The 14,271-nt window shown below is 67.9% G+C and carries 10 protein-coding genes; 6 read left to right on the top strand and 4 right to left on the bottom strand.

Features of this window, described 5'->3' with window-relative positions; translation table 11 throughout:
• Positions 1-36 precede the first annotated feature (36 nt).
• From QX108_RS17570 to QX108_RS17545, 6 genes are all read left to right on the top strand, one after another.
• Positions 37-696, top strand: a complete 660-nt coding sequence (locus tag QX108_RS17570; protein ID WP_315780915.1) for a phosphoribosylanthranilate isomerase — start codon at positions 37-39, stop codon at positions 694-696.
• A complete protein-coding gene (gene trpB / locus QX108_RS17565) occupies positions 693-1,916 on the top strand; it encodes a tryptophan synthase subunit beta (protein WP_315780913.1) in 1,224 nt (407 codons plus the stop codon). The genes QX108_RS17570 and trpB overlap by 4 nt, the downstream gene beginning before the upstream one ends.
• Complete coding sequence (gene trpA, locus QX108_RS17560; protein ID WP_315780911.1) at positions 1,913-2,749, top strand: tryptophan synthase subunit alpha; 837 nt, start codon at positions 1,913-1,915, stop codon at positions 2,747-2,749. The genes trpB and trpA overlap by 4 nt, the downstream gene beginning before the upstream one ends.
• Before the next feature lie 94 nt (positions 2,750-2,843).
• Complete coding sequence (gene accD / locus QX108_RS17555; protein WP_315723086.1) at positions 2,844-3,782, top strand: acetyl-CoA carboxylase, carboxyltransferase subunit beta; 939 nt, start codon at positions 2,844-2,846, stop codon at positions 3,780-3,782.
• A complete protein-coding gene (locus tag QX108_RS17550) occupies positions 3,779-5,116 on the top strand; it encodes a folylpolyglutamate synthase/dihydrofolate synthase family protein (RefSeq protein ID WP_315780909.1) in 1,338 nt (445 codons plus the stop codon). Before accD ends, QX108_RS17550 begins: the two co-directional genes overlap by 4 nt.
• A 12-nt stretch (positions 5,117-5,128) precedes the next feature.
• On the top strand, positions 5,129-5,869 hold the full coding sequence (locus QX108_RS17545; RefSeq protein WP_315723082.1) for a metallophosphoesterase family protein: 741 nt from the start codon (positions 5,129-5,131) through the stop codon (positions 5,867-5,869).
• On the opposite strand, the gene QX108_RS17540 is transcribed toward QX108_RS17545, so the two are convergent.
• The 4 genes from QX108_RS17540 to addB all read right to left on the bottom strand — a co-directional run bounded on the left by QX108_RS17540 (position 5,870) and on the right by addB (position 14,061).
• The gene (locus QX108_RS17540; RefSeq protein WP_315781360.1) at positions 5,870-6,883 is read right to left on the bottom strand and encodes an ATP-dependent DNA ligase; all 1,014 of its coding nucleotides are present in this window, start codon (positions 6,881-6,883) and stop codon (positions 5,870-5,872) included.
• A gap of 141 nt (positions 6,884-7,024) precedes the next feature.
• Entirely contained in the window at positions 7,025-7,348 is a 324-nt protein-coding gene (gene trxA / locus QX108_RS17535; RefSeq protein WP_006611141.1) for a thioredoxin, read from the bottom strand.
• 99 nt (positions 7,349-7,447) lie between these two features.
• On the bottom strand, positions 7,448-10,921 hold the full coding sequence (gene addA / locus QX108_RS17530; protein WP_315780906.1) for a double-strand break repair helicase AddA: 3,474 nt from the start codon (positions 10,919-10,921) through the stop codon (positions 7,448-7,450).
• Positions 10,915-14,061 (bottom strand): double-strand break repair protein AddB, encoded by a 3,147-nt coding sequence (gene addB / locus QX108_RS17525; RefSeq protein ID WP_315780904.1) that lies wholly within the window; start codon positions 14,059-14,061, stop codon positions 10,915-10,917. The genes addA and addB overlap by 7 nt, the downstream gene beginning before the upstream one ends.
• Between the last annotated feature and the right edge of the window lie 210 nt (positions 14,062-14,271).

The raw sequence follows: 14,271 nt of genomic DNA, 5'->3' as shown, positions 1-14,271 counted from the left end.
GGTGATCCTTTCCGCCCGGACGTGCGTTGTTCAGTGATGTCCCTGCTCGTCAAAATCTGCGGCCTGACCACGCCCGACACGCTCGGCGCGGCGCTCGACGCCGGTGCCGACATGGTGGGGTTCGTGTTCTTTCCGCCGTCGCCTCGCCATGTCGGTTTGACCGCCGCGCGCGAGCTCGGCCAGCAGTCCAGGGGACGCGCGCTCAAGGTTGCGCTCACGGTGGATGCCGATGATGCGACGTTCGAGAACATCGTCGAGACCCTGCGCCCGGATCTCCTTCAGCTGCATGGCCGCGAGAGCATCGCGCGGATTCGCGACCTCAAGCAGCGCTTCGGCCTGCCGGTCATGAAGGCCATTCCCGTCGAGACGGCCGCCGACCTCGCGCCGCTGGCCGGCTATGCCGACGTCTGCGACCGCATCCTGTTCGACGCGCGGGCGCCGAAGGATGCGACGCGCCCGGGCGGACTGGGGGCCACGTTCGACTGGCATGTGCTTCAAGGGCTGACGCTCGATCGACCCTTCATGGTCTCGGGTGGCCTGAGCGCCGATAACGTCGCCGAGGCCGTGCGGACCACGCGCGCTGGCGGCGTCGACGTGTCGTCCGGCGTCGAGCGGACGCCGGGCGTGAAGGATTGCGACTTGATCAGGAATTTCATTCGCGCGGCGCGGGCCGCTGAAGAGTTGAGCGTTCAATGACGACAGCCATTCCCAATTCCTACCGCAGCGGTCCGGATGACCGCGGTCATTTCGGCATTTTCGGCGGCCGCTTCGTCGCCGAAACCCTGATGCCGCTGATCCTCGATCTGGAAAAGGCCTATGCCGAGGCCAAGGCCGACCCGGCGTTCCATGCCGAGATGACCGGCTATCTCAAGCACTATGTCGGCCGTCCCTCGCCGCTGTATTTCGCGGAGCGCCTGACCGAGCATCTCGGTGGCGCCAAGATCTACTTCAAGCGCGAGGAGCTCAATCACACGGGCTCGCACAAGGTCAACAACGTGCTCGGCCAGATCATGGTCGCGCGCCGCATGGGCAAGAAGCGCATCATCGCCGAGACCGGCGCCGGCCAGCATGGCGTGGCGACGGCGACGCTGTGCGCGCGCTTCGGGCTCGACTGCGTGGTCTACATGGGCGCCGTCGACGTCGAGCGGCAGCAGCCCAACGTGATCCGCATGGAGATGCTGGGCGCCAAGGTGGTGCCGGTGCAGTCCGGCGCCAAGACGCTGAAGGACGCGATGAACGAGGCGCTGCGTGACTGGGTCACCAACGTCCACAACACGTTCTACTGCATCGGCACGGTCGCCGGCCCGCACCCCTATCCGATGATGGTGCGCGACTTCCAGTCGGTGATCGGCGCCGAGACCCGCACGCAGATGCAGGAGGCCGAAGGCCGCCTGCCGGACTCGCTGATTGCCTGTATCGGCGGCGGCTCCAACGCAATGGGCCTGTTTCACCCGTTCCTCGACGATCCCTCGGTGGAGATCTACGGCGTCGAAGCCGCGGGCCATGGCCTCACCCATCTGCACGCCGCCTCGATCGCCGGCGGCCGTCCCGGCGTCCTGCACGGCAACCGCACCTATCTGCTGATGAACGAGGACGGCCAGATCGACGAGGCGCATTCGATCTCGGCCGGCCTCGACTATCCGGGCATCGGACCGGAGCACTCCTGGCTGCACGACGTCGGCCGCGTGAACTATCTCTCGGCGACGGACGAGGAAGCGCTGGCCGCGTTCCAGCTGCTGTCGCGGCTCGAGGGCATCATCCCGGCGCTCGAGCCGGCGCATGCCATCGCCAAGGTGATGGAGCTCGCGCCGAAGAAGCCGAAAGACCACCTGATGGTGGTCAACATGTCCGGCCGCGGCGACAAGGACGTGCCGCAGGTCGGCGACATTCTGCGTGGAAGGGCGAGGGCACAGTGACCAGCCGGATGGATGCGCGCTTCGCGCAGTTGAAGAAGGAAGGCCGCTCGGCGTTCGTCACCTTCGTGATGGGGGGCGACCCCGATCCGGAGACCTCGCTCGCGATCGTGAAGGCGCTGCCGCAGGCGGGCGCTGATATCATCGAGATCGGCATGCCGTTCACCGATCCGATGGCTGATGGACCGTCGATCCAGGCGGCTGGCCTGCGCGCGCTGAAGGCAGGCATGACGTTGAAGAAGACGCTTGGTCTCGTGCGCAGCTTCCGCGAGAGCGACGCTGACACGCCAATCGTGCTGATGGGCTACTACAATCCGATCTACATCTACGGCGTCGACACGTTCCTCGATGACGCCAAGAGCGCCGGCGTCGACGGCCTGATCATCGTCGACCTGCCGCCGGAGGAGGACACCGAGCTGTGCATTCCGGCTCTCAAGGCCGGGCTCAACTTCATCCGCCTGGCGACACCGACCACCGATGACAAGCGGCTGCCGGCCGTGCTCGCGAACACCTCCGGCTTCGTCTACTACGTCTCGATCACCGGTATCACCGGCGCGGCTGCCGCGGATTCCTCTGCCGTGGGCGCCGCCGTGGCGCGAATCAAGCGTCACACGGCGCTGCCCGTCTGCGTCGGTTTCGGCATCCGGACACCGGAGACCGCCCGCGCCATCGCTGCCAATGCCGACGGCGCCGTGGTCGGCACCGCCCTGGTCGACGCGCTGAAGGCGAGCCTGGACGCCGAAGGCCGCGCCACGCCCAAGACCGTCAGCGCGGTCGCCGACCTGGCAGCCGCCCTGGCCCGGGGCGTCCGGGGCGCCCAGCAGGCCGCGGAATAGCCATCAACCACTCGTGTAGGGAGCGCCGCGGCATGGCTTGCCGTGGCGCTGCCGTCCCGCCATATATCCGGGCGACCGCCAAACGGAGCTTTTCATGAACTGGCTTACCAACGTGGTCCGGCCGAAGATCCGCAACATCCTGCGCCGCGAGACGCCGGAGAACCTCTGGATCAAGTGCCCGGATTCCGGACAGCTCGTGTTCTACAAGGACGTCGAGGCGAACCAGTTCGTCATTCCCGGCTCCAACTACCACATGCGCATGGGCGCGGGCGCGCGGCTGAAGTCGATGTTCGACAACGAGACCTGGTTCGACGTCGCGTTGCCCGAGGTGACGCCCGACCCGCTGAAATTCCGTGACGAGCGCCGCTATGCCGATCGCATCAAGGATGCGCGGGCGCGCACCGGCATGAACGATGCCGTGAAGGTCGGTTTCGGCAAGCTCGAAGGCATGGGCGTCGTCATCGCGGTGCAGGATTTCGACTTCATGGGCGGCTCGCTCGGCATGGCCGCGGGCGAAGCCATCGTGCGCGGGCTGGAGCTCGCGCTCGAGAAGAAGTCGCCGTTCATCGTGTTCGCGGCCTCCGGCGGCGCCCGCATGCAGGAAGGCATCCTGTCGCTGATGCAGATGCCGCGCACCACGGTCGCCGTGCAGATGCTGCGCGAAGCCAAACTGCCCTACATCGTCGTGCAGACCAATCCGACCACCGGCGGCGTCACCGCGTCCTATGCGATGCTGGGCGACGTCCACATCGCCGAGCCCGGCGCGCTGATCGGCTTCGCCGGCGCCCGCGTCATCGAGCAGACCATTCGCGAGAAGCTGCCCGAAGGCTTCCAGCGTGCCGAATATCTGCTCGACCACGGCATGGTCGACATGGTCGTGCACCGTCATGACCTGCGCCCGACCCTGGCGCGGCTGTGCCGGCTGCTGACCAAGGCGCCGGCCGTCGAACAGCCAAAACCCGCGCCGCAGCTGCCGCCGCCGGCCAAGCCCGCCGAAGCGGCGGAAGCGCCGGCGGTCGCAACGAGCGCGTGAACGCTTCCGCCGCAAAGCCTTCGCTCGACGAGCTGATCACGCGCCTCTCCGCGCTGCATCCGAGCAAGATCTCGCTCGGGCTGGAACGCATGCACCGGCTGCTCGCGCAGCTGGATCATCCCGAGCGCAAGCTGCCGGCGGTGATCCATGTCGCCGGAACCAACGGCAAGGGCTCCACGGTCGCCTATCTCCGCGCGATCCTCGAAGCGGCGGGGCTGCGCGTTCATGTCTTCACTTCGCCCTGGCTGGTGCGCATCAACGAGAGCTATCGGCTCGGCCAGGTCGGCGGCGGTGTGCTTGTCGAGGATGATGAACTGATCGACGCTCTGCTCGCCTGTGAGCAGGTGAACGCCGGCGCGCCGATCACCTTCTTCGAGGTCAAGACCGTCGCGGCGTTCGTATTGTTCGCGAGACATCCGGCAGATGTCGTGCTCCTGGAAGTCGGACTCGGCGGCCGGCTCGATTCGACCAACGTGGTCGAGCAGGTCGCGGCGTCCGTGCTGACGCCGATCAGCATGGACCACATGGAATTCCTCGGCGACACCCGCGCGCTGATCGCGGCCGAGAAGGCCGCCATCATCAAGCGCGGCTGCCCGGTGGTCTCGGCGGCGCAGGAGCCGGACGCGATGGCGGTGATCGAGCGGGAGGCCAGGCGGCAGCGCGCGCCGCTGTTTGCCGCCGGCGAGAGCTGGCACGTCAGCGTCGAGCGCAACCGTCTCGTCTATCAGGACGATCGCGGTCTTCTTGATCTTCCGGCGCCCAAACTGTTCGGCCGGCATCAGTTCGACAATGCGGGGCTCGCGATCGCGACCCTGCGCGCGCTCGATCAGTTCAAGCTGACGACGAAGGCGTTCGAGGACGGTATCGTCAATGCCGAGTGGCCGGCGCGGATGCAGCGGCTGTCGAACGGCGCGCTCACCGCGATCGCGCCGCAGGGTGCGGAGATCTGGCTCGACGGCGGCCACAATGCCGAAGGCGGCCGCGTCGTCGCCGCCGCGATCGGCGATCTCGAAGAGCGTATCTCGCGGCAGCTCGTCGTCATCGTCGGCATGATGGGCAACAAGGATGCCGCGGCCTTCCTCGCCAATTTCGCCGGGCTGACGCGCCACATCATCGTCGTGCCGATCCCGAACGAGAGCAAGGCGATGGCGCCCACTGATCTCGCGGCGGCTGCGCGCACGCTCGGCATGCGCGTCGAGATCGCGGACGGCGTGGCGTCCGCGCTCGCCGGCATCGCGCGGCTTGCCTATGAGGTGCCGCCGCGTATTCTGATCACGGGGTCGCTTTATCTCGCAGGCCACGTGCTCGACCTCAACGGCACGCCGCCGACCTGAGGACAACACCATATGCGCTTCGCCGCGATCGCCGACGTCCACGGCAATCATCTCGCACTCGAAGCCGTGCTCGCCGATATCCGTGCGCAAGGCGTGACCGAGATCGTCGATCTCGGCGACATGGCGAGCGGCCCGCTCGATGCGCGAAAGTCGCTCGACAGGCTGATGGCGCTCGATGCCGTGCATGTGCGCGGCAATCATGATCGCTGGCTGATCGACCGCCCGTTCGAGACAATGGGCGCGTGGGAGCGCCCGGCCTATCCGCAGCTCGACGCTGGGCATCTCGACTGGCTGCGCACGATCCCGGCGACGGCGGTCTATCGCGATCAGGTGTTTCTGTGCCATGCGACGCCTGAGGACGATAACGTCTACTGGCTGGAGAGCGTGGCGCCGGACGGCGCGATCACCTGCGCGACGCTCGATGAGATCGAGAAACGGGCCGTCGGTATTTCGCAATCGCTGATCCTGTGCGGCCATACGCACACCGCGCGGGCCGTGCGGCTGCGTGACGGCCGCCTCATCGTCAATCCTGGCAGCGTCGGCAGCCCCGGCTATTCCTACAACGTCCCCCATCCGCATGTCGTGCAGGCCGGCAGCCCCGACGCGCGCTACGCGATCCTGGAGCTGACGCCGGCCGGTTGGAGCGTCAGCTTCCGCCATGTCCCTTACGATCATCGCGCGATGGCCGAGCTGGCGCGCTCCAATGGCGACGCAGAGTTCGCCTCGGCGCTGGCGACCGGCTGGATCCGCTGATCAGGCGAGCAGCTTCATGGGATCGGCGACCTTCTGCGCGAGCTGCTCGAACGTGCATTGCTTCGGCGCCTTGTCCGGACGCCAGCGCAGGATCGAGGTGCCGTGGCGGAAACGCTCGCCGGAGAAGTGGTCGTAGCAGACCTCGATCACCAGCTTCGGTTTGAGCGGACACCATTCCGCCGAGCGCTCAGTCGACCACCGGCTCGGCCCGCCCGGCGCATTGCCGGTGAAGCCGGGCGGTGCAATCAGCGGTTCGAGCCTGTCGGTCAGCGTGGGCTTCTCCGCCGCCTTCAGCGCGGACGTGAAGCCGACGTGGTGCAGCAGGCCGTCATCGTCGTAGAGCCCGAGCAGGAGCGAGCCGACCAGCTTGCGGCCGTTCGCGCCCTTGTTGGTTGCATAGCGGAAGCCGCCGATCACGCAATCGGCGGAGCGATACCGCTTGATCTTCTGCATGCCGTCGCGATTTCCCGCCTGGTAGGGAAGGTCGATCCGCTTGGCGATCACGCCGTCGGACCCGCCGCCGGACTGCGCCAGCCAGTCCTGCGCCGTCGCGAAGCGTGTGGTCGCGGGCGAGAGCCGGAAGGTCAGATGAGCAGTGAAATTCGCCTTGGCGAACGCTTCCAGCGCCGGGCGCCGCTCGTGCAGCGTCTGCGCGACCAGCTCTTTGTCCTTCGCCGTCGCCAGCAGGTCGAAGGCGAGGAACAGCGCCGGCTTCTCCACGGATAGTTTCTTGACCCGGCTGGCGGCGGGATGGATTCGCTGCAGCAGCGCGTCGAACGAGAACGATGTCGCCTGCGGCACCACCAGCTCGCCATCGAGCGTGAAGCTGATCGCCTTGAGCTCGCGCGCGGCGGCGACGATCTCCGGGAAGTAGCGCGCGAGGTCCTCGCCGGCCTTGGACTGCATCGTCACATGAGCGCCGTCGCGCGACAGCAGGCAGCGGAAGCCGTCCCATTTCGGCTCGTACTGCCATTCCTCGCCGCGTGGGATCGCCTCCACCGAGCGCGCCTCCATGGCCAGAAGGCCTGACTTGCGGGAGGGCGAGCGATGAGCACGGGCGGGCATGGCGACATCCGAAAACGCGAAAACATACCCCTCAACGCAAACGGCCGGCGAATCCGCCGGCCGTTCGAGAAAAATCCTGGTTCCTAGTCGTCACATCGACGACGAAATCCACTGCTGCAGCTTGGCCTTCGGCGCAGCGCCGACCTGGCGGGAGGCCATCTCGCCGCCCTTGAACACCATCAGGGTCGGGATCGACATCACGCCATACTTCGAGGCCGTCTTCGGGCTCTCGTCGACGTTCAGCTTGACGATCTTGACCTTGTCGCCCATCGCGCTCGCGATCTCGTCGAGGGCCGGCGCGATCATGCGGCACGGACCGCACCACTCGGCCCAGAAATCGACCACGACCGGACCGTCGGCCTTGAGCACTTCGCTTTCGAAATCGGCGTCGGAAACCTTGGCTACGGCGGCCATGGAATTTACCTCATTGGGTTGGAGGGAGCGGCACGGATGCGCCGCCTCTGCGTGGGTGTCAAAGTATGAATGGCCTGATGCCGGGTCAAGCACGCTCACTCAGTCGTGCTGGGATGGCAGCATGGCGTCCAGCGCGGAGGCTGGAAGCTCCATGAATTCAGGGGCTTCGGTCCAGAGCAGGGCGGCCCGTACGGCCCGTCCCGGGTACAATTGGCCGAGCACGGCGCGGTACAGCGCGAGCTGGCGGACATAGGCTTGCGGCACCTCTGCGAGGTCCGAGGGCGGCTGCTGGTTGGTCTTGAAGTCGACGATCAGCACCTCAGCCTCGGCCACCACCAGACGGTCGATCTGGCCGGACACCAGCGCGCGCGGCTGACCGGGGAGCGCCAAACGGCCGACGATCGACACCTCGGCCCGGCTGCCGGGCGCGAACACCGCGGCAAAGCGCGGTTCGGCGATCACCGTCAGCACGCGCTCGGTCAGCTTTTCGCGCTCGTCCTCCGGCCAGTCCGGTGCATTGCGCAGCAGATAACGCAACGCGGCATCGCGCCGCCGCTTCGGCGCCACGTCGGGCAGTGACTGCAGCAAGCGATGCACCAGCGTGCCGCGCTGCATCGCAAGACTGCGAGCGGCCAGCGATTCGCCCGAGCGGACCGGCCGCTCGTCGGCCGAGGGATCGGACGGCCGGAGCACGGCCACCTCGCCGGGCGTCTCGATTGCGGCCGTGCGCAGCCAGGCCGGCAGCTCGACGGCTGTCTCCACGATCTGCCGCGCCTCGTCCCTGGCGGTCTCGACGATGTCCTCGGCCCGCGCGTAGCGCTTCACCGGTCCGTCCTCGGTCTCGATCACCTCGACCTGCAGGCCCGCCGCGTCGAGGCCGCGCGCCATCAGGTCGTACCAGCTGCCGCCGCGGACGTTGTTCATGTTGCCCGGCATGCACCCGCCGATCACCAGCCGATCCGCGGCGCGCGTCATCGCGACATAGAGCAGCCGGCGATATTCGTCCTCGGTCTCCTTCAGCATCGCCGCGCGCGCCGCCGCCACGGCTTGCGGATCGTCGGCCTTGCGGCCGGCCCAGACCACGATCTCCTGATTGCCATGCGGCACGTGGATCAGCCGCAGCCGCTGCGAATCCGCCGGCGACGACGTCGTATCGACCAGGAACACCACGGAAGCTTCGAGGCCCTTGGCGCCGTGCACGGTCATCACACGCACTTCGTCGCGCGAGATCTCCATGTCGCGCTTCACCTCGGTATCGGCGGCGCGCAGCCAGGCGACAAAACCCTGCAGCGAAGCCGGCGCCTTGCGCTCGTAGGACAGCGCGAGCTCGAGGAATTCGTCGAGCGCGTCATTGGCCTCATGGCCGAGCCGCGCCAGGATGCGAAGCCGCCCGCCATCGCCGCCGAGCAGCCAGGCATAGAAGGCGAACGGCGTGTCCTCGGCCGCTCGGCGCTCGCATTGCTGCAAGCGTCGCACGACCGCTTGCAGCCGCGGGTCGTCAGCGGCCTGCGCACTCAGCGCCTCGCGCAAGCTGCCGCGGCGCTGCCACGCGAGCTTGAACAGGTCATCATCATCGAGCCCGAACAGCGGGCTCTTCAGTGCGGTCGCCAGCGCGAGGTCATCCTGCGGCAGCAGCAGCGCGTCGGCGAGGTTCATCAGGTCGATGATCGCAATGTGCTCGGTGAGCTTGAGGCGGTCGGCACCCGCGACGGGAATGCCGGCGTGCTTCAGCGCCTGGATCACGGCATCGAACGCATTGCCGCGCCGGCGCACCAGGATCAGCATGTCGCCATAGCTCAGCCGCCGCCGCGCGCCGTCATGGCCGGTCATGGTGCCGACGCGGATCAGCCGCTTGATCTCGGCCTGGATGCGCCGCGACAGCTTCACTTCCGGGCTCGTCACCGAGACGCCGTCGAACGGCGCGCGCCAGCCCTCGATCTCCTTGCGGTCGTCGCGCTCGCACAACGACCACAGCTCGACCAGGCTCGGCCCGGCATCGGTAAGTGCGTTGTGGATGGGGTAGCCGATATCGGGCGAATGGATGCTGCTGTAGACCTCGCGCTCCCTGAACACGTGATCGACCGCGTGCAGCACGGTCGGCCCGGAGCGGAACGAATAGGTGAACGACACCGGATCGAACAGCAGGCCGGCATCGGTAAAGCGCTTCTGCAACTGCCGCCGCCGTGCGTCGAACTCGTGCGGGTCGGCGCCCTGGAACGAGAAGATCGACTGCTTCTCGTCGCCGACCGCGAAGATCGTGCGCGTCAGCCCGTCGCGTGCGCCTGCGCCTGAGGTGAACTCCTCGATGATATGGGCGACGATATCCCACTGCCGCGGGCTGGTGTCCTGCGCCTCGTCGATCAGCACGTGATCGACGCCGCGGTCGAGCTTGTAGTGTACCCAGCCGGCGGAGACGCGGTTCAGCATCGCCAATGTCTTGTCGATCAGGTCGTCATAGTCGAGCAGCCCGCGCTCCTCCTTCTCGCGGCGATAGTTCGCCGCGGCGGCGGTCGCGATCTGCAGCAGCGCCTCGGTGCGGTCACGCACGACGGCGGCGCGGCGCTTCTCGATCAGGCGATCGAGCCGGCGCGCTTCCGACTCGAACAGCCCGGCAAGGCCGGGATTGTTCTCGGCGAGCCTCTTGGTCAGCACCGATTTGCGCGGTTCCTTGTCGTCGGTGAGGAAGACGCGAAGATATTCGTCGACCTGATCGCTGCCCGAGAACGCCAGCGCCGCACGCAGTTGATCGGCCTGCTTCTGATCGGTCTTGGCCCCGCCGTCGAGACGCGCGGCAATCTCGGTCCAATCCGCGCGCGGCAGATTGGGACCATCGAGAATGTCGCGCTCGATCGCCTCCAGCGTCTCATCAGCGCGGATGCCGAGCACTTCGCCGAGATGCTGCGCGGCGACCTCGACACGGCCGGCACCGTCAGTCCAGGCCATGAAATGATCGCGGCTCAGACAGGCCTCGCGCACGACCTCCTTGAACGTCGAATCGGCGGCATTGGCCATAGCCACCTGCAATGCACGCCCGATCGCGCTGTCCGGCGCCCTGGAGGCATCGAGCAGCACCTTGAGATTGGCGCGCTCCATCATCTCGGTCTGGTCGCGGTCGTCGAGCACCGAGAACCGCGCCGGCACGTTGGCCTCGAAAGGAAACTGCTGCAGCAGCCGCGTGCACAGCGCGTGGATGGTCTGCACCTTCAATCCGCCCGGCGTCTCCAGCGCGCTGGCGAACAGCTTTCGCGCTGCTGCGCGGAGCTTCTTGTCGGATGCAACAATGCCGGTGGATTTGATCGCGTCGTCGAGCGCGTCGTCGTCGAGCGTGACCCAATGGCCGAGCGTCGAGAACACGCGCTCGGCCATGTTGGCGGCGGCGGCCTTGGTGAAGGTGATGCAGAGAATTTTCTCCGGCGGCACGCCGTCGAGCAGCAGCCGGATCACGCGCTGCACCAGCACATGGGTCTTGCCCGATCCGGCATTGGCCGACACGAAGGCCGACGCCGCCGGGTTCGAGGCGCGGGTCTGCGCGTCACGCACGGCCTGCGGAATGGGGCGGGGCGCCTTCACCATTCCTCCACTCCCAGGCCGCCGGCGGCCGACCATTCCTTGATGCGCGCGAGGTCGTCATAGCTGCCGTAGCGGTTCGCCCACATCGACAGGTTCAGCGAGGTGTAGCCCTGGTTGGGATCCTCGAAGCTGCGGATCAGCTCTTCCAGCTTGTTGCGCGCCTCCTGCGCGGCCTGGTCCGGATGCTGCGGCGTGTCGCTCTTGTTGATCTTGAGTTCGAGAATGCGCTCCTCGCCCGCCGGATTGTTGCCGGACAGTCGGACGTAGACGAGCTGGCTGATCATGCTGCCGGCGGGAATGCCGTCGAAGCCGCCCTCGCGCAGGATCGCTGCCTCTAACGTCAGCTGCGGCGACAGGCCCATGCGCACCTGCTTCGCCGTCGGCGGCTGTCCCGTCTTGTAGTCGAGAATGGCGTAGGTGCCCTCGGCGCGCTGCTCGATGCGGTCGGCGCGCGCCGACAGCATGAAGGTGCGGTCTTTGCCGAGGGGAATGCCGATCTCGCCGCGGATCTCCGCGGTGATCGCGCCGATCTGCTCGCGCCGCGCGGTCTCCCAGGCCGCGAACCAGCCGGCGATGCGCTGGAAGCGCGGCCACCATAGCGCGCGCGCCTCGGGCCGCTCCATCAGCGGCGCAAAGTGCTTCTCGCCGATGACGCGCAGCGCATGCGCCGGGTGTAGCGGCAGCTCCTTCGCATAGGTCTGCGTGAACTCGCCGATCGCTTCGTGGATCGCCGAGCCGCGATCGGCGGCCGACAGCGGCATGTCGACGGGATCGAGCGGATCGAGCCTGAGAATGTAGCGCGCGAAGATCGTGTAGGGATCGCGCAGCCAGTCTTCGATCGCGGTCACCGACATGCGCAGCGGCCGGGCCTCCAGCGGCGGCTTCGGCGCCGGCTGCTCGACGGGCTTCACCTCGCGGGGCTGGTCCAGCACCTCGGCATAGCGGACATAGGTGTCGCCGCGCGCCTCCGCCGCCTTCCAGCGCTCGGCGCCGGCGACGGCTTCGAGGCGGTGCAGGAAGCGCGACGCCACGGCCGGCGCGCCGCCGGATTTCGCGGCGTGGGTCAGGATCACCTCGGGTGCACCCAGCAGCTGCGCGAAGTCGTGCGCGGAGAGACCGATGCGGCGCTCGGGCAGATCGAGGCCGAGCTGATGCCGCATCGGGCGGCTCAGCCAGGGATCGATGCGCGGCGCCGGCGGCCAGATGCCCTCGACGAGACCGCCGATGATCATGCGGTCGGCCTGCATCAGACGCGCTTCGAGCGGACCGTAGATCTGAAGCTGCGCGCCGTGGCGCTCGGGGCGGCGCACCGCGCGATCGGAGAAGGCGGTGTGGAACAGGTCCGGATAATCCGACAGCGGCGCCATCAGGCCGCAGCGCTCGCCGGAGGCGAGGAGATCGTCGAAGCAGCGCGCCAGCGCCGCGCCGTCGCGGTCGGTGAAGGCGGTGGTGAGAGCGACATCATCGGTCGACAGCGCGATCAGCACCTCGCGATGCCGAGCGGCGAGCTCGGCGAAGTCCTGCGGGCGAGGAGAAGCGAGATTTTCCAGCGGTGCGAGCGCTGCCTGCAATTGCGCGATCAGCGCGCCGGCCTGGTCGAGCTGCTCTGGCCGGAGCCGCGCGCGCGGCTCGGCACGGTGCAGCGACGATGCTTCGCCCTGGTGCAGCTTGGTGTGCTCGTCACGGAAACGCGCGAAGTCGCGCGCCAGACCGCTGGACCCCGCTTGAGGTCGTGTCCCGCGGAGCAGAGCGAGCTCCAAGGTCTCGATCGCAGTCTTCCAGCCAGTCGCGGCGCGGCCGAGCCGGCACAGCGGATGCTTGAGCAGCGCCAGCAGCGTCGGCGGCTCGAGGCCGCGCGCGGCGGCTTCGGCGGCAAGGCGCGCGAAGATGCCGGCCGGCGTTTCCAGCAGCGCGTCACCGCCGGAATCGTCGAAGGTCAGGTGCCAGCGCGTCAGCGCCGCCATCACGCGGCGCGCCAGCGCGCGGTCCGGCGTCACCAGCGCGGCGGATCTGCCGAGATGGCGCGCCTCGCGCATGGCGGTGGCGATCGCCAGCGCCTCCATTTCCGGATTGGGTGCAGCGACCACGGACAGATTGTCCATCGCTTCGGCGATGTTGGCGGCGATGTCGAACTGGCGCAGCCGCTCGTGCCACACCGCGGTCGCCTCCGACGGCCGCATCGCTTCCGAAATCAGCACCTCGCGGCCGCCGCGACCGGGAGGCACGAGTCGAATGACATCGCGCCGCTCCAGGCCGAAGCGCTTGAGCAGCAGGTGCATCGCATATTGCGGATGGTTGACCGCGGGCGGCGTCAACACGCGGCCCGCGCGATCCCGGGCGCCACCGATCGAATTCCACGCGGCGTCGTCGAGATCGGTGTCGAGCCCGGGCAGCACCACGGCGCCATGCGGCAGCTTGGCCACCGCGAGCAGGAATTTTGCAGTCGCCGGCATCGAGCCGGTGGAGCCCGCCGCGATCACGGGACCGTCGGGATGCGCCGAGAGGCGCGCCGCTTCGGCGGCGATCAGGAGATCACGCCGCGCGGCCGGCTCGATCCGCTCGATCTCCTGAAGATAAGCCGGCCACGCCGTGCGCGCGATGCGCAGGAACTCCAGCGAATATTGCCAGTATTTGTCGAGCTGATCGGGCACCAGCGCGTCGAGCGCGTCCCACGACACGCCGCGCGTCACCATGTCGTCGATCAGACGCGCGAGGTCTCCGGCCAACGCGAGCGTCGAGGCGGGACCGCCGATCACCAAAGGCGCTGAAACCGGTGTCTTGGCCCAGGCCGCGACCAGCCGCGCCAGTGTGAGCCGGCGCTGCAGATCGTCGAGCCGTTCCGGGATCTCCAGCGGTGCTGGCCCGAGGAACGCGTCGCGATCCTCCGCGAAGGCGAGCTCGTCCTCGTCGATGTCGCCGAGTGCGACCAGGCGCGGCAGCACCGCGGCATCGGTTTTCAGCTCGTCCAGGAACATTTCGCGCGCGACGCGGAGCGAGCGGCGTGTCGGCAGATACAGCGTCGCCGTGGCGAGGCGCGCCGGGTCGCTGCGCGCCTCGAACCCGTCGACCAGCCGGCCGTCCACCAGCGCCGCGATCACGCTGCGCAGGAACGGCGCCGAGATGGGAACGGTGAAGACGCGCATGGCCTGCGATTCGCGGGTTGTCTGTGGGCGTCTATATAGGGAGCGCGGCGCGCAAGGTCATATCGGGGGTGTGGATGGGTGTTGATAGGTCGGACGGCGCGCAACGGTGCACGGTCGCCGTGATTGCCCGGTCAGGCGCGGCAGTTCTTCCTGGCGCGAGGCGTACCTTCCGGTCAGCGTGTCCCCACCGGCGTCAGTGAGTTGATCAGG

It is taken from the genome of Bradyrhizobium sp. SZCCHNR1002 (assembly GCF_032381435.1).
Lineage (GTDB): Bacteria > Pseudomonadota > Alphaproteobacteria > Rhizobiales > Xanthobacteraceae > Bradyrhizobium > Bradyrhizobium aeschynomenes.
The sequence above is the reverse complement of the archived record's forward strand: the minus strand, read 5'-3'. Positions and strand labels throughout refer to the sequence as shown.